Origin of the sequence: Streptomyces sp. KL2 (assembly GCF_046529545.1) — a bacterium.
GTDB lineage: Bacteria > Actinomycetota > Actinomycetes > Streptomycetales > Streptomycetaceae > Streptomyces > Streptomyces radiopugnans.
This window is the reverse complement of record NZ_CP127170.1, coordinates 4,205,678-4,225,192: the sequence shown is the minus strand read 5'-3', so window position 1 is coordinate 4,225,192 and position 19,515 is coordinate 4,205,678. Positions and strand designations below refer to the sequence as shown.

Here is a 19,515-nt window from a genome sequence, read left to right as displayed (position 1 = left end):
GGATATAACGGGCACTTCGCAGGTTCAGTACCTCATCGCCGCAGACCAAGACGGATCGATGGGATGGATTGGGATGCTTTGTTCCCCCACTGGCCACGGGCGTCGCGCATGGTGTAGAACGCCGTGTTCGCATGTCCGCGTTCTCGGAAGGGGATCGTCATGAGCAAGGACATGTCCGGGCCCCCGGACACACCGGACGAGGAAAAGGACCGCACGCGGGCGCATGCGCGGCCCGGGGATTCGCCCGGCCGCCCGGACATTCCGGCGCCGGAGGTCACGGAGGTCAGGGACAAGGCCGGAAGCGCGGAGAAATCCGATGCCACGGAAATCCCGGAAACCGGTCCCGCCGATTCCGCCGGCGGCGAAACCGCGGAGGGCACGTCCGAACGGGGCGTGGACCGGCGCGTGGTGGCCGTCGCCGCCGCCCTGGTGCTCGCCTGCGCCGGCCTCGTCGGCTACGGCGTCCTGAACACCGAGGACGAGCCCGGGGAGCGGGCCGTCCCCACCGCCGAGGTCACCTACGAGGTGCGGGGGGAGGGCACGGCCGACATCACCTATCTCGCCCGCAGCGAGGCCGGGAAGGCGACCGTCGCCTCGGACGTGACGCTGCCGTGGAAGAAGACCGTGGAGGTGCCCCTGGGCAAGGAGCCCATCGTCAGCATCCTCCTCGGTGAGAAGGGCGGCGAGGCCAGTTGCGCCCTCGCCATCCGCGGCAGGCACGTCCAGCGCTCCACCGCCTTCGGGTCCTACGGGCGAGCCACCTGCTCCGGCGCGCTCCCGGCCCCGGAGCCGGCCGTACGGGATTCCGCCGTGGAGCCCGCCGTGGAGGGGCGGTCTCAGCCGTAGGACGGCTCGGAGTGCATCTCCCAGACCAGCGCCTCGGCCCCGGTCCCGCCCCCGGACGCCTCCAGCCCCTGCGCGTCCGTGATCCGCGCCGCGTCGCCCGCCTCCAGCGACTCACCGCCCAGGCGCAGCCCGCCGCGCACCACGTGCACGTACACCCACGGCGCGTCCGGCACCGCGGTGCGCTCCCCGGCGCCCAGCCGCCGCACGTGCAGCACCGCGTCGGCACGGTCCAGGGCGTACGGGGTGCCGTCCGCTATGCCGCGCACGACCTCGTACTCCGCCTCGCCCCCGAACACCCCCGGCACCAGCCACATCTGCACGAACCGCAGCGGCTCGCCCCCCGCGTTGCGCTCCACGTGCCGGATGCCGCGGCCGGCGCTCAGTCGCTGCACGTCCCCGGGCCGCACGGTCACGCGGCGGCCGGCCGAGTCCTCGTGGGTCAGCTCTCCCTCGACCACCCACGAGACGATCTCCACGTCCGCGTGCGGGTGCTCGGCGAAGCCCGCGCCCGGCGCGAGGCGCTCCTCGTTGCAGGCGACCAGCAGCCCGAAGCGCGTGTTGGACGGCTCGTAGAAGCCGGAGAAGGAGAAGGCGTGCCGTGTCTCGATGCCGGCCGCCGGGTCCCCGCCCCGGTAACGGTCCGCATCGCGCCATATGTGCAGCATTCCTCCACGGTACGCGGACGGCCGGACATCCCACACGACGGCCGCCGCCCTCACGCCGCCCGGCGGAACAGGGCCGTCCACAGGAAGGGTTCGCCGAAGCGGGGGGACTCGGGCGGTTCGCCGTGCATGCGGCGCGACTCGACCTCCGTCAGCCCGGAGAAGATCCGGCGCAGCGACTGCGGTGTGTAGGCCAGACCGCCGTGGAGACCGGGTGGAACGGGCGAGCCGGAGGAGCCGGACGGGCGGTACAGCTCGGCGTCCGGCAGCTCGCAGCCCACTCCCCCGGGCCCGGCCGCGAAGCAGGTGAGGGCGAGGTGGTCGCCGGGGGCCAGTACGCGCTCGACCAGGGCGAGGTAGCTGACGCGGCGGTGCGGCGGCAGGTGGTGGAAGCAGCCGGAGTCGCAGATCAGGTCGTAGGGGCCGCAGAGTTCGTCCTCGGCGAGGGTGAAGGCGTCCCCGAGGTGGAACCGTATCCCCGCTCCCGCCTCACGGGCCCGCTCCTCGGCCCAGGCGAGGGCCCGCGGAGAGACGTCGACGGCGTCCACCTCGAATCCGGCGGAGGCCAGGTGGAGGGCGTTGCGGCCTGGCCCGCAGCCCAGATCGAGGGCTCGGCCCGGGACGACCAGACCACGGTCGAGGTACGAGACCAGGCTCTCGTCCGGTTTCGCCGCGAAGAACGGCACCGGCTTCGAACGGTCCGCGTAGAAGCCGTCCCACCATGAAGCGGCACCGGCCGTCCAGCGGTCGGCCCCCGGAGTGAACAGCCCGTCCAGCAGCCTCAGTACGTCCTCCACCGTGCGGATGCTCCGGTCCATACCGCACCCCCTCCCGACGGGGAACGTATGCCCGGAGAGCTCAGGACGCCAGCGGGGCCGGCTCGCCCCGGCCCCGTGCGCGACCGCCTGAAGGGGCCGGCCGGGGGCGGTCGGGGGAACACCTCCGGCCCGGTGAGGCCTTCCGCCGGTGCACCCGCCGAAGACCGCCGCAGTGCCTTTCCCGGCCCGTCCGGAGCGGCTTTCTCCACGGATTCCGCGGGTCCCGCCGTGCGGACGAGCGGCCGGGCCCAGCCCACCTTGCCCAGGTCGCCGTCGTCGAAGACGGCGACCGCCGTGAGACTGCCGCCCAGCGCCCGGGCATATCGCGCGATGACCTCGCCGCCCGGCACCTGACCGCTTTCGGTCTCTGAGAGCACGCCCCTCGCTGACCGCCGGCGCTCCCGGAAGGCGGACGACTCTTCCGCTTCACTCGCCTCACCTCACCTCACATCGCCTCGCCCTTCCCGCCGACCGGCCGGGTTGCCCTCCCCTTCCCTCCGGCGGCGGCGGTGGGCCGCGACGCGGGCGCGGGAGGCGCAGGTGGCCGAGCAGTAGCGGCGGGCGCTGCCGGGGCCGGTGTCCAGATAGAACGCGGAGCAGCCGGGGGCGGCGCACTCGCCCCAGGCGGCGCGGCCGTGCTCGGTGACGATCTGCGCCAGGGCCAGGGCGCTCGCGGCCAGGAACCAGTCGGCCCAGCCCGCGTCCTCGTCCCGGTCGACGTGGAGGTGCCAGGGGTGGCGTCCGCCGTGGTCGGTCAGGCGGGGGCGGGCACCGCACTCGGCGAGGATCCCGTTGAGCGTGCGGGCGGCCCGGCCGGTGTCGGTCTCGGCCAGTACGGCCGCCATACGGGCGACGGCGGACCGCAGTTCGGCCGCGCAGGCCGGCGGGAACGCCTCCTCGGCGAGGTCCTCGGGCCGCTCACCGTGGCGGACGAGCAGTTCGGCCAGTTCCTCCCGCGGCAGCTCCGGGTCGGCGCGGAGCGCGTTGGTGAGATCGACCAGCCGCCGGGCCGGCTGGAATCCGCGTCCGGTGACCACGTCGTTCACCTGTCTCTCCCCTCGCCGCTCACACACAGGGTAACGTCTTTTTCCAAAATGGCGTTACATGCTGGAGGTGCCTGTGCGCCCGCACACCGGGCTGAGGCCCTATCTGGCCACCGCCTTCCTCGCGCGGCTCGCCGAGGAGGGCATGGCGGTGGCCGTGGTGATGCTGGCGCTGCACCGCACCGGCAGCGCCGCCCAGGGCGCGTTCGTGCTCACCGCCTGGATGGCGCCGCACGTACTGGCCGCGCCGCTGACGGGGGCGCTGGCCGAACGGGCCCGCGACCCACGGCTGTTCTACCTGTGCGCGCTGGGCGGTCTCGCTGCCGGCATCTCGGCTCTGGCGGTGATGACCGGACGCGCGCCCCTGCCCGTGGTGCTGGCCGTCGCCGCCCTCGGCGGCGGTTGCGGTCCGGTGGCCACCGGCGGACTGTCCGCCCTGGTGGCCCGCCTGGTGCCCGAGGGGGCCGAACGCGACCGCGCGTACGCCCTGGACGCGGCCACCTACAACGCCGTCTCGGTGGCCGGCCCCGCCTTGGTGAGCACGGTCGCCGCGCTGGTCTCGCCCGCCCCGGCCGTGGTGCTGCTGGCCGCTTCGGCGGCGGGCGCGGCCGCCACCGCGGCGACACTGCCGTACAGGCGGACGGACGAGGGCGCGGACGGGAACGGGAACGGGGCCGCGGCGCCCGGACCGAAGTCCCGGACGGCGCTGCGGGCCGATCTCGGGGCCGGCCTGGCGGCGGTGTGGCACGTGCGGGAGCTGCGCGCGGTCACCGCAGCCACCTCCCTGGCCTTCGTCGGCGTCGGCGGCCTGACCACCACCGCGGTGCTCCTCGCCGGCGACCGGGGCCGCCCGGACGCCGGAGGCGTGCTGATGACGGCGCTGGCGCTCGGGGCGCTGGCGGGTTCCCTGGCGGTGGCCCGGTGGCTGCGCTCCTTCCCCGCCCGGCGTCTGGTCCCCTTCTGCCTGACCGGTGCGGGCCTGGGGCTGGCCGCCGCCGCTGCCGCGCCCTCGTTCGCCGCGCAGACGGCGCTGTTCGCGGTGGCGGGCGTCTTCGAGGGGCCGCTGCTGAGCGCCACGCTGCGCATCCGCGCCGACCATTCCCCGCCCGGGGTGCGGGCCCAGGTCTTCACCATCGGGGCCGGGCTGAAGATCTCGGCGGCGGCCTGCGGTTCGGCTCTCGCCGGGGCCGCGGCCGGACTGCCGCCGCACCTGCCGCTGCTGGGCATCGCGGCCCTCCAGCTCGCCGCAGCCGGAGTCCACCTCCTCGTCCGGCCTCGCTCCCTCCCGGTGCCCTCATAGCCGCACGGCCTGGGCGGGCACGCGCAGCCGCTGCCCGCTCCCGCCTCGCGGGTCCGCGGATCCGTGCGGCCGCCGGTGCGGGGTACCGGCCCCGCCGCCCTCCGCCGAGGTTACGCGCCGGTTCGCGGAAGTAACGGTTCGTCCGCCCTGCCCTCTTGACCGAGAATTATCAAAGAGTATGGTCTAGACCAAGCGGGGAAAGGAAATGCGTCGCGGAGTGTCGTCTGCCGGTGCCCCCACGATCGGTCGCCGCGCCCACGCGATTGCGCTTCCTCGTCCTTGCGCTGCCCAAGGTGAGGCCCGACGGGGGAAAAGCCGGGCCTCCGACCCGAAGGAGCCGACATGAGGAACAGGAAGATGCTCGCCGCGGCCATCGGAGCGGGAATAGCCCCGCTTCTCGCCGTGAGCCTGCCGGCCGGTACCGCGAACGCGCACGGCTACGTCTCCTCACCCCCGAGCCGACAGGCCCAGTGCGCCGCGGGAATCGTCTCCTGCGGCCCGATCAAGTACGAGCCGCAGAGCGTCGAGGGACCCAAGGGCCTGATGAGCTGCAGCGGCGGCAACGCCGCGTTCGCCGAACTCGACAACGACGGAAAGGGGTGGCGAGTCACCCCGGTCAGCCGCACCACAAGCTTCAACTGGCGCCTGACTGCGCGGCACGCCACCAGCACCTGGCAGTACTACGCGGGCGGCCGGAAGATCGCGGAATTCAACGACGGCGGCGCCCAGCCGGGTTCGACCGTCACCCACCAGGTGGACTTCGGCAGCCTGACCGGGCGGCAGAAGGTGCTCGCGGTGTGGAACATCGCCGACACCCCGAACGCCTTCTACGCCTGCGTGGACGTTTCCATCCGCTGACGCGGGGACCGGCCGGCCGCCTCCGCGCGGGGCGGCCGGCCGGCGTTCCGGGCGCCCGGTGCCCGGGCGGAGCCCCGGCGTGCCGGTGATCACCGGCACGGGAAGCGCTCGCGTGAACCGCGGGTACGGCGGTTTCACCGGCGAGCACCGAACCACGGGAGAGTACGGGCGATGTTGAAGAAATCCGATGGGCGGAGTCCTCTCCGAAGTTCTCCCCTCCCCGGGGAAAGCGGAGCTCTCTCGGAGCGAACGGAGCACGCACCACACGGAACCGCCGCCCCGGGAAATTCGCGGGAATCCGACCGTTTACGCGCTCTGGCCGACCGGTTCCAGTGCCACGGCACCGCGATTCTGAGGATTTCGGTGGGGCTGGTGTTCCTCTGGTTCGGGGCACTGAAGCTGTTTCCGGCGACCAGCCCTGCGGAGGGTGTCGCCGTCAGGGCTGCCATGAAACTCACCTTCGGCCTGATGCAGCCGGACACGGTGCGCACATCACTGGCGTTGTGCGAGTTGGCGATAGGGATCGGGCTCACCACCGGATTCCTCCTCCGCCCGGCTCTCGCGGCTTTCTTCGCCCATATGACCGGGGTGTTCTCCGCACTCTTCGTCCTTCCCGGCGAGATGTGGCAGAGCGACTCGGTGGTACCGACCATGGAAGGGCAGTACATCATCAAGAACATCGTCCTGGTCGCCGCCTGTCTCACCGTGGCGGCCGAAGAACTGAGTCGTCCGAGAACGAAGCGGGGCTTCGCGTTCGGGAAGTCACGCCCCCTGTAAGGCCGTCGGCCCGTGCGGGGCGCGGGCGGCCGGGCTGCCGCCGCACTCGCCGCCGGGCATCACGCCCCTCCGGCTCGCCGCCGCCGGAGTGCACCTCCTCGTCCGGCCTCGCTCCCGCCCCGCGCCCGCACAGCCGCATAGCCTGGGCGGGCACGCAGCCGCACACCGGGGAGGCCGACGACCGTGACCTTGGATCCCGCTCGCCCGCACCGCACGCCCGCCTCGCGGATGGGACTGGGGCTGGCCGCCGTGGGCCGCCCCGGATACATCAACCTCGGGCGCGGGCGCGATCTGCCCGCCGGGCGGACGGTGGCTCAGCTGCGCCGCCGCACCTGCGAACTGCTCGACCTCGCCTGGGAGTCGGGAGTGCGCTACATCGACACCGCACGTTCCTACGGCCGCGCCGAGGAGTTCCTCGCCGACTGGCTGCGCGCCGGCGGCGAACGGCGCGAGGAACTGGTCGTGGGCAGCAAGTGGGGCTACACCTACACCGCCGACTGGTCGGTGGACGCGCCCGTGCACGAGGTCAAGGACCACAGCCCGGCCACCTACGACCGGCAGCTCGCCGAGACCCGGGCCCTGCTCGGCGACCGGCTGGACCTGTACCAGGTCCACTCCGTCACCCCCGGCAGCCCCGCCCTCACCGACGCGGCCCTGCACCGCCGGCTGGCCGCGCTCGCCGCCGAGGGCGTCACCGTGGGGGTGAGCACCAGCGGGCCGGACCAGGGGGAGGCCGTACGGGCCGCTCTGGAGGTCACCGTGGACGGCGAGCCGCTCTTCCGCAGCGTGCAGGCCACCTGGAACCTCCTGGAGCCGTCGGCCGGACCCGCCCTGGCCGAGGCGTACGAGGCGGGCCGCACGGTCATCGTCAAGGAGGGACTGGCCAACGGGCGGCTGCTGGAGCCCGGTTCCCGCCCCCTGGCCGTCCTGGAGGCGGTCGCCCGCGAGACGGGCGCCTCCCCCGACGCCGTCGCGCTGGCCGCGGTCCTGCACCGGCCGTGGGCGGGCACCGTCCTGTCCGGCGCGGCGACCGCCGGACAGCTGGAGAGCAACCTGCGCGCGGTGGAGGTGCGCCTGGAGGAGGGGCACCTGGCGCGGCTGGCCGGGCTCGCCGAGGCTCCGGGCGAGTACTGGGCCCGCCGCTCCCGGCTCCCATGGGCCTGACGCGGGCCCCGGGGCCGGCCCGGCCGCGTCCCCGCCCCCGCCGCCACCCCCTTTCGTTGTACGGATCCGACACCCGCCACCCATACGGCCGTACCAATAGGGCAGTCTTGTCCCGTGCCAGAACCCACTCAGACACCAGCACCCGACAAGCAGCGCCCCCATCCGCACCCCGCGACGCTGCGGCGGCTGGAGCAGTCCTCCGGCAAGCTGGCCGCCGCGGCCCTCACGCGCATGGGGGAGCAACTGCCCTGGTACCGGGCGATGCCGCCGGAGAACCGGTCGTGGATCGGCCTGGTGGCGCAGGCGGGCATCGCGGCGTTCACCGAGTGGTTCCGGCACCCCGAGACGCCCCAGGCGATCAGTACGGACGTGTTCGGCACCGCGCCGCGCGAACTGACGCGGGCGATCACGCTGCGGCAGACCGTGGAGATGGTCCGCACCACCATCGAGGTCGTGGAGGCGGCGATCGACGAGGTCGCCGCGCCCGGGGACGAGAGCGTGCTGCGCGAGGCGCTGCTGGTCTACGCCCGCGAGATAGCCTTCGCCACCGCCCAGGTGTACGCGCAGGCCGCCGAGGCGCGCGGCGCGTGGGACGCGCGGCTGGAGTCGCTGGTGGTCAACGCGGTGCTCTCCGGGGAGGCCGACGAGGGGGCCGTCTCCCGCGCCGCGGCGCTGGGCTGGAACTCCCCCGAGCACGTGACCGTCGTGCTGGGCACCGCGCCCGACGGGGACAGCGAGCTGACGGTGGAGGCGATCCGGCGCGCCTCCCGGCACGCCAAGCTCCAGGTGCTGACCGGGGTGCTGGGCGACCGGCTGGTGGTCATCGCCGGCGGCTCGGACGATCCGCTGCACGTCGCCAAGTCGCTGATCGGCCCGTTCGCCGCGGGCCCGGTGGTGGCCGGCCCCGTGGTGGGCGACCTGCTGTCGGCGACGCGTTCGGCGCAGGCGGCCGCCGCCGGGCTGAAGGCGTGCGCCGCCTGGCCGGACGCGCCGCGCCCGGTGCTGGCGGACGATCTGCTGCCCGAGCGCGCGATGGCCGCGGATCCCACCGCGCGGGCGCTGTTGGTGGAGGAGATCTACAGACCGCTTCAGGAGGCCGGAGCCGCCCTCCTGGAGACCTTGAGTGTTTACCTGGAGCAGGCGAGCAGTCTGGAGGGGGCCGCGCGGATGCTGTTCGTGCACCCCAACACCGTTCGCTACCGGCTGCGACGTGTGACGGACGTCACCGGATGGTCTCCCTCGGACGTCCGTTCGGCGTTCACGCTGCGCGTCGCGCTGATCCTGGGTCGTCTGGCAGACGGGGGTGGGCAGATATAGTCATGCCCATCGGTTTTGTCGGCCTTCCACAATTCCCCTGACCGTTCTTCGTGCTGGTCCCCACCGGCGTGGACCTCCGTCGACAAGAGAGAGTGTGAGAGTGCTCGTACTCGTCGCTCCCGGACAGGGCGCCCAGACGCCCGGTTTCCTGACTCCCTGGCTCGAACTCCCCGGTGTCGCCGACCGGCTGCGTGAGTGGTCGGCCGCCATCGACCTGGACCTGGTGCACTACGGCACCGAGGCGGACGCCGAGCGGATCCGCGACACGGCCGTGGCCCAGCCGCTGCTGGTGGCCGCGGGGCTGGTCTCCGCACAGGCGCTGCTGGAGGGCGTCCCGCTGGACTCCCTCGGCGCCGTCGCGGGCCACAGCGTGGGCGAGCTGACCGCCGCCGCGATCGGTGAAGTCCTCACCCCCGAGGCCGTGATGGCGCTGGTGCGCACCCGCGGCCGGGCGATGGCCGAGGCCGCCGCCGTCACCCCGACCGGCATGGCCGCCGTCATCGGCGGGGACCCGGAGACGGTGACGGCGCATCTGGAGCGGCTGGGCCTGACCGCGGCCAACGTCAACGGCGCCGGCCAGATCGTCGCCGCCGGCACCGCGGAGCAGCTCGCCGCCCTTGCCGAGGAGAAGCCGGAGGGGGCGCGGATGGTCAAGGCGCTGTCCGTCGCGGGCGCCTTCCACACCCACCACATGGCCCCGGCCGTCGACGCGCTGGCCGAGGCCGTCGAGGGCGTGTCGCCCAAGGACCCGCGCGTGCCCTACGTCTCCAACCGGGACGGACGGGCGGTCGCCGACGGCGATGAGATCGTGCGGCGGCTGGTGCGGCAGGTCGCCGGACCGGTGCGCTGGGACCTGTGCATGGAGACGTTCAGGGAGATGGGCGTCACCGCCCTGATCGAGGTGTGCCCCGGCGGCACCCTCACCGGCCTGGCCAAGCGTGCCCTGCCGGGTGTGAAGACTCTGGCCCTGAAGGCCCCCGAGCACCTCGACGCGGCCCGTGAGCTGATCGCCGAGCACGCCTCTCCCACGGCCCAGCAGCCGGACAGCAGTCGATAGGAGCTCCGAGAGCATGACCGCGAAGATCAGGCCCGCGAAGGGCGCGCCGTACGCGCGCATCCTCGGTGTCGGCGGCTACCGTCCGACCCGTGTGGTGCCCAACGAGGAGATCCTCAAGCACATCGACTCGTCCGACGAGTGGATCCGCTCCCGTTCGGGCATCGCCACCCGGCACTGGGCCGGACCGGAGGAGACCGTCGCCGAGATGACGCTCGCCGCGGCGGGCAAGGCGGTGGCGGACGCCGGGATCGGCCCCGAGCAGATCGGCGCGGTCGTGGTCTCGACCGTCTCCCACTTCAAGCAGACGCCCTCGATCGCCACCGAGGTCGCCCACCGGCTGGGCACCGGCAAGGCCGCCGCGTTCGACATCTCCGCGGCCTGCGCGGGCTTCGGCTACGGCCTGACCATCGCCAAGGGCCTGGTGGTGGAGGGCAGCGCGGAGTACGTGCTGGTCGTCGGCGTCGAACGGCTGTCGGACCTGACGGACCTGACGGACCGCACCACCGCCTTCCTCTTCGGCGACGGCGCCGGGGCGGTCGTCGTCGGCCCGTCCGAGGAGCCCGGCATCGGCCCCGCGGTGTGGGGTTCGGAGGGCGACAAGGCGGACGTCATCTCGCAGACCGTGCCGTGGGACGACTACCGCGAGGGCGAGGTCGAGAAGTTCCCGGCGATCCGCCAGGAGGGCCAGACGGTCTTCCGCTGGGCCGTCTTCGAGATGGCCAAGGTCGCCCAGCAGGCGCTGGAGGCGGCCGGCATAACCGCCGACGACCTGGATGTCTTCATCCCGCACCAGGCCAACATGCGGATCATCGACTCGATGGTGAAGACCCTCAAACTGCCGGAGCACGTCACGGTCGCCCGCGATGTGGAGACCACCGGCAACACCTCGGCCGCATCCATTCCGCTCGCCATGGAGCGGCTGCTGGCGACCGGGCAGGCGAAGAGCGGCGACACCGCACTCGTCATCGGCTTCGGGGCGGGTCTCGTCTACGCGGCGACGGTCGTTACCCTCCCCTAGCCGGATGTTCCGCATCGCAGCACACCGGACCGCAACACACCACGCGTAACACAACACGAAGGAGCGCCATCATGGCCGCCACCAAGGAAGAGATCGTCGAGGGTCTCGCCGAGATCGTCAACGAGATCGCCGGCATCCCGACCGAGGACGTCCAGCTGGAGAAGTCCTTCACCGACGACCTGGACGTCGACTCGCTGTCCATGGTCGAGGTCGTCGTCGCCGCCGAGGAGCGCTTCGGCGTCAAGATCCCGGACGACGACGTCAAGAACCTCAAGACCGTCGGCGACGCGGTGGACTACATCCTCAACCACCAGGACTGACCGGTCCGCACGCCCGTTGAAGCGTTTGTCGCCACCCGTTCCGCGGTGGCGGATGACCGCACTTCCCCTACCAGTGGAGAAATTCCTGTGAACGCGACCCACCACACCGTGGTCGTCACCGGTATCGGCGCAACCACACCGCTGGGTGGCGACAGCGCATCGACGTGGGAGGGCCTGCTCGCCGGCCGCTCCGGGGTCAGGGCCCTGGAGCGGGAGTGGGCCGCCGAACTGCCCGTGAGGATCGCCGCGCAGGCGGCGGTCGACCCGTCCGAGGTCCTGCCCCGTCCGCTCGCCCGCAAGCTGGACCGCTCGGCGCAGTTCGCGCTGATCGCGGCCCGCGAGGCGTGGGCGGACGCCGGTTTCGAGGGCAGGGCCGGGGAGAACGGCCAGGTGGACCCGGGCCGGCTCGGCGCCGTCGTCGCCTCCGGCATCGGCGGCGTCACCACCCTGCTCGACCAGTACGACGTGCTCAAGGAGAAGGGCGTACGCCGCGTCTCCCCGCACACCGTGCCGATGCTGATGCCCAACGGCCCCTCGGCCAACGTGGGCCTGGAGGTGGGCGCCCAGGCGGGCGTGCACACCCCGGTCAGCGCCTGCGCCTCGGGCGCCGAGGCGGTGGGCTACGCCGTGGAGATGATCCGCACCGGACGCGCCGACGTGGTCGTCGCGGGCGGCACCGAGGCGGCCATCCACCCGCTGCCCATCGCGGCGTTCGCCAACATGATGGCGCTGTCGAAGAACGAGGGGGACCCGGAGAAGGTCTCGCGCCCCTACGACAAGGCCCGCGACGGCTTCGTGCTCGGCGAGGGCGCGGGCGTCGTGGTGCTGGAGTCGGCCGAGCACGCGGCCCGGCGCGGCGCGAAGGTCTACTGCGAGGTGCTGGGCCAGGGCCTGTCCGCGGACAACCACCACATCGCGCAGCCCGAGCCGACCGGCCGGGGCATCTCCGACGCCCTGCAGAGCCTGCTGGAGGCCACCGGCCTGAAGCCCTCGGAGGTCGCGCACCTCAACGCGCACGCCACCTCCACCCCGCAGGGCGACGTCGCCGAGATCAAGGCGCTGCGCAAGGTGCTGGGCTCCGACCTGGACCATGTGGCCATCTCCGCCACCAAGTCCATGACCGGTCACCTGCTGGGCGGCGCGGGCGGCATCGAGACGGTGGCGACGGTGCTGGCTCTGCACCACCGCACGGCGCCGCCGACCATCAACGTCGACGACCTGGACGAGGAGATCGACGCCGACATCGTGACCGGCGGACCGCGCCCGCTGGGCGAGGGCCCGCTGGTGGCGATCAACAACTCCTTCGGCTTCGGCGGCCACAACGTCGTCGTGGCCTTCCGCACGGCGTGAACACCGCCTGAGCACGGCCTGAGCACCGCCCGTGGGCCCGCCGGACACCGTCCGGCGGGCCCACGGGCGTGCGGAGGACACGGAGCCGGGCGGGGGTCGGTCGCAGAAGGCGGAGGCCGGGCCGGCGCGGGAGGCCGTGAGCCGTCACCGCGCCCATGGCGTCGGCGCCGGGGGACGGGCGGGCACCGTCCGGTCCGCCGGGCTCGGCCGGGCGGGGCGTACGGTCCGGGCGGGCTCCGGGCCCGGTGGGTACGGCCGCGTCGCCGCGCGGCCGCGCCGGTGTCAGACCACCTGGTGCAGCCAGCGCACCGGGGCGCCCTCGCCCGCGTAGCGGAAGGGCTCCAGCTCGTCGTCCCAGGGCTTGCCGAGGAGCTTGGAGATCTCGGCCTCCAGCTCGGTCTCGCCGCGCGCTGCGCGGTCCACGGCGGCGCGCAGCCGGTCCTCGGGGATGAGGATGTCGCCGTGCATGCCGGTGACCGCGTGGAAGATGCCCAGCTCGGGAGTGGAGCTGTAGCGCTCGCCCTCCGCGGTGGAGCAGGGCTCGGAGGTCACCTCGAAGCGGAGCATGCGCCAGCCGCGCAGCGCCGAGGCGAGTTTGGAGGCGGTGCCCGGCTCGCCCTGCCAGGACAGCTCCGCACGCCAGGTGCCCGGTGAGGCGGGCTGCTTGATCCAGTCGAGGCTGACGCGGGCGCCGAGTACTCCCGCCACGGCCCACTCGACGTGCGGGCACAGCGCGCGGGGGGCGGAGTGGACGTACAGAACTCCACGTGTCGTCACCGGGACCTCCTGTGTGGTTCGAGTGCGACCTTCCGTGGCGGCCTCGAATCCCTGCCGGCCATGCGCCGGGTCACCGGTTGACATCTTGTCCCATCGGTCACGTGTCCTCCGGCTCCCGAAGTTACGAACAGTAAACACTATCCGTGCCGATTCTCCCTAAAAGGGACAGCAAGTGACGCGATGTAATCTGTCAAACGTGTCCGGCGGCCATTTTCGGACCGTCATGGCAAAAGCTACCGTGCCACGGCACCCATGGGGTGACGTACCGTCGGCCGAGGCGGTCAACCCACCCGTCCGAACCATCACCCCACCGGGACACGGGAAGAAACGGGGGGAGCACACGTGCGAGACAACACGCCGCCCGGCCGTCCGCCGGCCGGACGTGCCCGCCGCGGAGGGCTGCCGGCCGCCGTCTGCGCCGCGGTCGCCGCCATCGTGGCCCTCGTCGTGTTCGCCGTGTCGTGCGACGGCTCCGGCGGTGGTGCGCCGCACTCCCGGGGCGCGTCCGCCGGCGCCCGCCCCTCCCCGTCGCCCTCCCCCTCCTGGGACACCGGCCCGGGTTCGCTGGCGGCCCTGGGCGACTCCATCACCCGTGCCTTCGACGCCTGCTCGCTGCTGGACGACTGCCCGGAGGCATCCTGGGCCACCGGCACCTCCCCGGAGGTGGACAGCCTGGCACGGCGGCTGGGCGTCCCGGCCACCGCGACCTGGAACCACGCGCGCTCCGGTGCCCTGATGGCCGAGCTGCCCGCCCAGGCCCGCGAGGCGGCGGCGCACCGGCCGGAGCTGGTGACGGTGCTGATCGGCGCGAACGACGCCTGCCGGCCGACGGTGGAGCGGATGACGCCGGTGGAGGAGTTCCGCGCCGACTTCGCCGAGGCGCTGCGCACCCTCCGCAGGGCCTCGCCGAAGACCCAGGTGTACGTGGCCGGCGTGCCGGACCTGGAGCGGCTGTGGTCCCTGGGCCGGTCCCACCCGGTGGCCGCGCAGGTGTGGAAGCTCGGCATCTGCCCGTCGATGCTGGGCGGTGCGCAGACCTCGGACGCCGCGGCGGCGGAGCGGCGGGCGAAGGTGTCGGCGCGGGTGCGGGCGTACAACGCCGCGCTGGCGGAGGTCTGCGAGCGCGATGCACGCTGCCGGCACGACGGCGGGGCGGTGCACGGCTACCGCTTCACCGCCCGCGAGCTGAGCGCCTGGGACTGGTTCCACCCCGGACTGGAAGGCCAGCGCGCGCTCGCCGAGATCGCCCACCGGCAGATCACCGCCGAGCGTCCGCCCGCCTGAGCGGCGGAAATCCGCGTCCGCCCCATTGACGCCGGTCGAGCCTCGTCATTACATTCGCGCCAGCATTTCGAACGTCTGACGAAATATCGAACGACAGAGAAGGGCAGCCGCTGTGCGCATCACCGGGATCAGCACGCATGTCGTCGGTACTCCGTGGCGCAACCTGACCTACGTCCAGGTCCACACCGACGAGGGACTCACCGGCGTCGGCGAGACCCGGATGCTCGGGCACACCGACGCCCTGGTCGGTTATCTGCGCGAGGCCGAGGCCAACCACATCGCCGGATCCGACCCCTTCGCGGTCGAGGACCTGGTGCGGCGCATGAAGTACGGCGACTACGGGCGGGCCGGGGAGATCGTGATGTCCGGCATCGCCTGCGTGGAGATGGCCTGCTGGGACATCAAGGGCAAGGCGCTGGGCGTGCCCGTCTGGCAGCTCCTGGGCGGGAGGGTGACCGACCGGGTCAAGGCGTACGCCAACGGCTGGTACACCGTCGAGCGCACCCCGGAGGCTTTCCACGAGGCGGCGCTGAGGGTCGTCGGGCGCGGCTACCGGGCGCTCAAGCTCGACCCGTTCGGCACCGGCCACTTCGAGCTGGACCACGCCGAGACGCTGCGCTCGGTGGCGCTGGTGGAGGCGGTGCGGGACGCGATCGGGCCGGAGTGCGAGCTGCTGCTGGAGATGCACGGCCGCTTCAGTCCCGCCACGGCCGTCCGCATCGCCCGCGAGGTCGAGCCGTTCCGGCCGAGCTGGCTGGAGGAGCCGGTGCCGCCGGAGAACCTCAAGGCGCTGGCCAAGGTGGCCGAGAAGGTGGACATGCCCATCGCCACCGGTGAGCGCATCCACGACCGCATCGAGTTCCGCGAGCTGTTCGAGTCCCAGGCCGCCGACATCATCCAGCCGGACCTGGGCCACATCGGCGGCATCCTGGAGACCCGCAAGCTCGCCGCCACCGCCGAGACCCACTACATGCTGGTCGCGCCGCACAACGTGGGCGGCTCGGTGCTGACGGCCGCCTCCCTCCAACTGGCCGGCTGCACACCGAACTTCAAGATCCTGGAGCACTTCAACGACTTCGCGGACGCCGAGATCAAGAAGGTGGTCAAGGGAGCGCCGGAGGTCGTGGACGGCTACTTCTCCCTCCCCGACGCCCCCGGACTGGGGGTGGAGCTGGACACCGACGCGGCCGCGGAGTTCCCCCAGCAGCAGGCCCACTTCGACCTGTGGGCCGAGGGCTGGGAGAAGCGGGATCCGCGCGGAGCGCAGTCGTGAGGCGGGGCGCGTGCCGGGGGCTCGCACCGGCCCGGCCTCACGCCCCCGCCGCACACCGGTGCGCGGGCGCGCCTCCGGCAGCCGGGGATGGCGCGCGGGCCCTTGCGCGCCGGGGCCGCCGGTGCGGCGCGGGCCGGTGCGGCGCGTCCGGTCCTGCGGCACCCGGTCCTGCGGGGGGCGGTCTCGCGGGCGGTGGTGACATGCCCGGGCATCCGGCGCAGAATCCACTGCGGGGGGCGGCCGTCCGCCTTCCGGCGGGCGCACAGGGCGCCGGCGGTCCGCGCGGCGCGGGGAGGAGCCAGTGGTGAACGCACCCGCACACGCCCCGGCGCCGGACGGCGTCCGCCGTACCGGGCGCGCCGTCCTCGTGGAGCGGCCCGGCGGCCACCGGCTGGTGGAGGCGCCCCGCGCCGAACCCGGGCCGGGCGAGGCGCGGGTGGCCGTGTACGCGGCCGGGGTCTGCGCCAGCGACCGCGAGGTGTACGCGGGCACCCGGGCCGAGGGCTACGTCCGCTACCCCGTCGTGCCCGGCCACGAGTGGTCCGGCACGGTGGAGGCGGTGGGCCCCGGCACCGATCCGGCGCTGGTGGGGCGGAAGGTGGTGGGCGAGGGGTTCCGCGCCTGCCTGGTCTGCGACCGCTGCCGCGAGGGCGCCACCAGCCTGTGCACCGGCGGCTACGACGAGACCGGCTTCACCCGGCCCGGCGCCTTCGCCGACTTCCTCGTCCTGCCCGCCCGGCTGCTGCACGTCCTCGACGACCGCGCCGACCTGCGCTCGGCCGCCCTGCTGGAGCCTGCCGCCGTGGTGGCGGCGGCGGTGCTGGCGGGCGGGCCGCGCTCCGGCGAGCGGATCGCCGTGGTCGGGGCGGGCACGCTCGGTCTGCTGGCCGTGCAGCTGCTGGCCGCGGTCTCCCCCGCCGAGCTGCTGGTCGTCGATCCCCGCACCGGGCGCGCCGAGCAGGCGCTGCCCATGGGCGCCACCGGGGTGTGCGCCCCGGCGGAGGCCGGCAGCCTGCACGGCCGCTACGACCTGGTGGTGGAGACCGCCGGCGCGCCCACCACCGCCCACGACTCCTGTCTGCTGGCCCGGCGCGGCGGGCGGGTGGTGCTGACCGGGCTGCCCGGGCCGGGCGCGCGGGGCATCGACCCCGTCCACCTGTCCGTCAGCCAGCTCACCGTCCGGTCCGTCTTCGGCGCCCCGCCGGCCGCCTGGGCCCATGCGGTACGGGCCTTCGACGCCGGGCTGCTCGCGCCCGCGCCCCTGATCACCCACGAGTTGCCGCTGGAGGACTTCGCCGCGGCCGTCGCGCTGGTCGGCGGCGGCGATCCCGGGGTCGGCAAGGTCCTGCTGCGGCCCTGACCCCGCCCTTTCCGGCCGCCCGCGGCCCCGGCCCGCACCCTCGACCGCGAACGCCGTACGAGATGTCGAACAAGATCGAACCAGGGAGCATCGTGACCGAAGCGTCCATCAAACCCTCCGGCCCCCGCCGCCCCGGCGAGGCCGCCCTCGCCTCCCTCGGCCACCCCTGTCCCGACCGGAGCCCCTCCGACTCCTCCCCGCACGCCTTCCCCGACGGCGGCACCTGGCGCACCGAGATCCCCTCCGTCGAGGGGCCCGAGGCCCTGGCCACCGTGCTGAAGGAGGCCGAGGCCCTGGACGTCCCCGTCCACCGGATCAGCCAGGGCAGCGGCGTGTGGATGCTGACCGACGCCGAGATCTCCGAGATGGCCGGCGCCTGCGCCGAACGGAACGTCGAGCTGTGCCTGTTCACCGGTCCGCGCGGCACCTGGGACACCGGTGCCGGCACCCGTACGTCCTCCGGCGGCGCGGGGCTGCGCGCCCGCGGCCACGACGCGCTCGCCGGATGCGTCGAGGACGCCGTACGCGCCACCGAACTCGGCGTGCGCTGCCTGCTGGTGGCCGACGAGGGCGTACTGCACACGCTGCACCGGATGCGGACGCGCGGCGTCCTGCCGGCCGACACCACCCTCAAGGTGTCGGCGCTGATCGGCCCGGTGAACCCGGCCTCCTACGCCGTCTTCGAGCGGCTGGGCGCCGACTCGATCAACGTGCCCTCCGACCTGACCCTGGAGCACCTGACCGAGATCCGCCGGGTCAGCCGCGCCCCGATGGACTTCTACCTGGAGGCCCCGGACGACCTCGGCGGCTATGTGCGGATGTACGACGCCGCCGAGCTGATCCGGCGCGGCGCCCCGGTCTACCTCAAGTTCGGGCTCAGCAAGGCCCCCGCCATCTACCCCTACGGCGCGCACCTGCGCGACGCGACCCTGGACACCGCCCGCGAGCGGGTCCGCCGCGGCCGGCTCGCCCTGGACCTGCTGGCCCGCCTCGGCGCCGGGGACGGGATGTCCCCGGCCGGCTCCCGGCTGCCCGGCCCCCTCAACCGCTTCCCCGACGAACCCGGGAACCCCGTGCCCCCCGTGTCCGCCGTGTCCCCCGTGTCCGCCGCGTCCGAAGGGAACTGACCACCATGCCCGACCGCTTCCGCACCCGCACCCGCAAACGCGCGCTCAGAGCCGCCGTCGGCGCCTGCGCCGCCCTCGCCCTGTCCCTGACCGCCTGCGGCCAGAACTCCGAGGGCGGCCGGGACGGCGGCGCCGGCGACGCCGCCGAGGGCGGCACCATCGGCATCGCCATGCCCACCAAGTCCTCCGAGCGGTGGATAGCCGACGGCCGGAACATGGTGAAGCGGTTCGAGGCCGCGGGCTACGAGACCGATCTGCAGTACGGCGACGACAAGGTGGAGAACCAGGTCGCGCAGATCGAGAACATGATCTCCAAGGGGCACAGGGCCCTGGTGGTCGCCGCCATCGACGGCTCCTCGCTCACCGACGTCCTCGGCCGGGCCGAGGAGGCGGGCATCCCCGTCATCGCCTACGACCGCCTCATCCGCGGCACCGGGAGCGTCGACTACTACGCCACCTTCGACAACTTCAAGGTCGGCGAGCTCCAGGCCCGTTACATCGTCGACGCCCTCGGGCTGGAGGAGGACGGCGGGAAGGGAGGCGGGAAGTACAACCTGGAGCTGTTCGCCGGATCGCCCGACGACAACAACACCGGCTTCTTCTTCAAGGGCGCGATGAGCGTCCTCAAGCCCCGCATCGACGACGGGCGGCTGGCCGTGCGCAGCGGCCAGACGGAGATGAACCAGGTCACCACCCTGCGCTGGGACGGCGGCACCGCCCAGAAGCGCATGGACGACCTGCTCAGCCGCTACTACGGCAGCGAGCGCGTGGACGCGGTCCTCTCCCCCTACGACGGCATCTCCATCGGCGTCATCTCCGCCCTCAAGAGCGCCGGTTACGGCACGAAGGCCAAGCCCTACCCCGTCGTCACCGGCCAGGACGCCGAGCTGGCGTCCATCAAGTCGATCATCGCGGGCCAGCAGACCCAGACCGTCTTCAAGGACACCCGCAAGCTCGCCGAGCAGGCCGTGCGGATGACCGACGCCGTGCTGAAGGGCGACAAGCCCGAGGTCAACGACACCAAGTCCTACGACAACGGCGTCAAGACCGTCCCGGCCTACCTGCTGGAGCCGGTCAGCATCGACGAGTCCAACACCGAGCTGCTCGTGGACGAGGGCTACTACACCGCCGACCAGCTCAAGTAGCCCGGTCCGCCCCGCCTCA

Annotated in this window: 19 protein-coding genes; 15 read left to right on the top strand and 4 right to left on the bottom strand. The window is 73.3% G+C overall.

All coding sequences use genetic code 11. The features are described from left to right. Positions 1-393 precede the first annotated feature (393 nt). A complete protein-coding gene (locus QPK52_RS18970; RefSeq protein WP_410538666.1) occupies positions 394-846 on the top strand; it encodes a hypothetical protein in 453 nt (150 codons plus the stop codon). Here the strand turns inward: QPK52_RS18970 and QPK52_RS18965 are convergent. From QPK52_RS18965 to QPK52_RS18955, 3 genes are all read right to left on the bottom strand, one after another. Next, a complete protein-coding gene (locus QPK52_RS18965) occupies positions 837-1,511 on the bottom strand; it encodes a pirin family protein (RefSeq protein WP_410538665.1) in 675 nt (224 codons plus the stop codon). The genes QPK52_RS18970 and QPK52_RS18965 overlap by 10 nt on opposite strands. A gap of 50 nt (positions 1,512-1,561) precedes the next feature. Continuing rightward, entirely contained in the window at positions 1,562-2,326 is a 765-nt protein-coding gene (locus QPK52_RS18960) for a class I SAM-dependent methyltransferase (RefSeq protein ID WP_410538664.1), read from the bottom strand. A 440-nt stretch (positions 2,327-2,766) separates the two neighbouring features. Next, complete coding sequence (locus QPK52_RS18955) at positions 2,767-3,372, bottom strand: CGNR zinc finger domain-containing protein (protein ID WP_410538663.1); 606 nt, start codon at positions 3,370-3,372, stop codon at positions 2,767-2,769. 58 nt (positions 3,373-3,430) lie between these two features. Between QPK52_RS18955 and QPK52_RS18950 the strand changes: the two genes are divergently transcribed. From QPK52_RS18950 to QPK52_RS18910, 9 genes are all read left to right on the top strand, one after another. Continuing rightward, entirely contained in the window at positions 3,431-4,669 is a 1,239-nt protein-coding gene (locus tag QPK52_RS18950) for an MFS transporter (protein WP_410538662.1), read from the top strand. A 342-nt stretch (positions 4,670-5,011) separates the two neighbouring features. Next, positions 5,012-5,527: a lytic polysaccharide monooxygenase auxiliary activity family 9 protein gene (locus QPK52_RS18945; RefSeq protein ID WP_410538661.1), complete on the top strand. Its 516-nt coding sequence runs from the start codon at positions 5,012-5,014 to the stop codon at positions 5,525-5,527. A 315-nt stretch (positions 5,528-5,842) separates the two neighbouring features. Next, positions 5,843-6,304 carry a DoxX family membrane protein gene (locus tag QPK52_RS18940; protein ID WP_410540389.1) on the top strand — a complete coding sequence of 154 codons (462 nt, stop codon included), beginning with the start codon at positions 5,843-5,845 and terminating at the stop codon, positions 6,302-6,304. Positions 6,305-6,532: 228 nt separating this feature from the next. After that, the gene (locus QPK52_RS18935; RefSeq protein ID WP_410540388.1) at positions 6,533-7,468 is read left to right on the top strand and encodes an aldo/keto reductase; all 936 of its coding nucleotides are present in this window, start codon (positions 6,533-6,535) and stop codon (positions 7,466-7,468) included. Between the two features lie 114 nt (positions 7,469-7,582). Next, complete coding sequence (locus QPK52_RS18930) at positions 7,583-8,785, top strand: PucR family transcriptional regulator (RefSeq protein ID WP_410538660.1); 1,203 nt, start codon at positions 7,583-7,585, stop codon at positions 8,783-8,785. A 100-nt stretch (positions 8,786-8,885) separates the two neighbouring features. Then, on the top strand, positions 8,886-9,842 hold the full coding sequence (locus QPK52_RS18925; RefSeq protein ID WP_410540387.1) for an ACP S-malonyltransferase: 957 nt from the start codon (positions 8,886-8,888) through the stop codon (positions 9,840-9,842). A 13-nt stretch (positions 9,843-9,855) separates the two neighbouring features. Beyond that, positions 9,856-10,860 carry a ketoacyl-ACP synthase III gene (locus QPK52_RS18920; RefSeq protein WP_410538659.1) on the top strand — a complete coding sequence of 335 codons (1,005 nt, stop codon included), beginning with the start codon at positions 9,856-9,858 and terminating at the stop codon, positions 10,858-10,860. Positions 10,861-10,931: 71 nt separating this feature from the next. After that, the gene (locus QPK52_RS18915) at positions 10,932-11,180 is read left to right on the top strand and encodes an acyl carrier protein (protein ID WP_093654688.1); all 249 of its coding nucleotides are present in this window, start codon (positions 10,932-10,934) and stop codon (positions 11,178-11,180) included. Positions 11,181-11,267: 87 nt separating this feature from the next. Continuing rightward, the gene (locus tag QPK52_RS18910) at positions 11,268-12,530 is read left to right on the top strand and encodes a beta-ketoacyl-[acyl-carrier-protein] synthase family protein (RefSeq protein ID WP_410538658.1); all 1,263 of its coding nucleotides are present in this window, start codon (positions 11,268-11,270) and stop codon (positions 12,528-12,530) included. Positions 12,531-12,812: 282 nt separating this feature from the next. On the opposite strand, the gene QPK52_RS18905 is transcribed toward QPK52_RS18910, so the two are convergent. After that, positions 12,813-13,307, bottom strand: a complete 495-nt coding sequence (locus QPK52_RS18905) for a DUF3145 domain-containing protein (protein ID WP_093654684.1) — start codon at positions 13,305-13,307, stop codon at positions 12,813-12,815. A 342-nt stretch (positions 13,308-13,649) separates the two neighbouring features. On the opposite strand from QPK52_RS18905, the gene QPK52_RS18900 reads away from it, so the two are divergent. The 5 genes from QPK52_RS18900 to chvE all read left to right on the top strand — a co-directional run bounded on the left by QPK52_RS18900 (position 13,650) and on the right by chvE (position 19,496). Then, on the top strand, positions 13,650-14,591 hold the full coding sequence (locus QPK52_RS18900) for an SGNH/GDSL hydrolase family protein (RefSeq protein ID WP_410538657.1): 942 nt from the start codon (positions 13,650-13,652) through the stop codon (positions 14,589-14,591). Positions 14,592-14,703: 112 nt separating this feature from the next. Next, positions 14,704-15,864 carry a mandelate racemase/muconate lactonizing enzyme family protein gene (locus tag QPK52_RS18895; RefSeq protein WP_410538656.1) on the top strand — a complete coding sequence of 387 codons (1,161 nt, stop codon included), beginning with the start codon at positions 14,704-14,706 and terminating at the stop codon, positions 15,862-15,864. A 304-nt stretch (positions 15,865-16,168) separates the two neighbouring features. Next, a complete protein-coding gene (locus QPK52_RS18890) occupies positions 16,169-17,224 on the top strand; it encodes a zinc-dependent alcohol dehydrogenase (RefSeq protein WP_410538654.1) in 1,056 nt (351 codons plus the stop codon). A gap of 92 nt (positions 17,225-17,316) precedes the next feature. Further along, the gene (locus QPK52_RS18885) at positions 17,317-18,351 is read left to right on the top strand and encodes a hypothetical protein (RefSeq protein WP_410538653.1); all 1,035 of its coding nucleotides are present in this window, start codon (positions 17,317-17,319) and stop codon (positions 18,349-18,351) included. Between the two features lie 5 nt (positions 18,352-18,356). Continuing rightward, entirely contained in the window at positions 18,357-19,496 is a 1,140-nt protein-coding gene (gene chvE, locus QPK52_RS18880) for a multiple monosaccharide ABC transporter substrate-binding protein (RefSeq protein ID WP_410538651.1), read from the top strand. Positions 19,497-19,515: the final 19 nt, after the last annotated feature.

Excerpts from the sequence above, each read along its gene's own strand:
- QPK52_RS18965 (WP_410538665.1), bottom strand. The coding sequence starts at position 1,511 with ATGCTGCACATATGGCGCGATGCGGACCGTTACCGGGGCGGGGACCCG.
- QPK52_RS18960 (WP_410538664.1), bottom strand. The coding sequence starts at position 2,326 with ATGGACCGGAGCATCCGCACGGTGGAGGACGTACTGAGGCTGCTGGAC.
- QPK52_RS18950 (WP_410538662.1), top strand. The coding sequence starts at position 3,431 with ATGCTGGAGGTGCCTGTGCGCCCGCACACCGGGCTGAGGCCCTATCTG.
- QPK52_RS18945 (WP_410538661.1), top strand. The coding sequence starts at position 5,012 with ATGAGGAACAGGAAGATGCTCGCCGCGGCCATCGGAGCGGGAATAGCC.
- QPK52_RS18935 (WP_410540388.1), top strand. The coding sequence starts at position 6,533 with ATGGGACTGGGGCTGGCCGCCGTGGGCCGCCCCGGATACATCAACCTC.
- QPK52_RS18920 (WP_410538659.1), top strand. The coding sequence starts at position 9,856 with ATGACCGCGAAGATCAGGCCCGCGAAGGGCGCGCCGTACGCGCGCATC.
- QPK52_RS18915 (WP_093654688.1), top strand. The coding sequence starts at position 10,932 with ATGGCCGCCACCAAGGAAGAGATCGTCGAGGGTCTCGCCGAGATCGTC.
- chvE (WP_410538651.1), top strand. The coding sequence starts at position 18,357 with ATGCCCGACCGCTTCCGCACCCGCACCCGCAAACGCGCGCTCAGAGCC.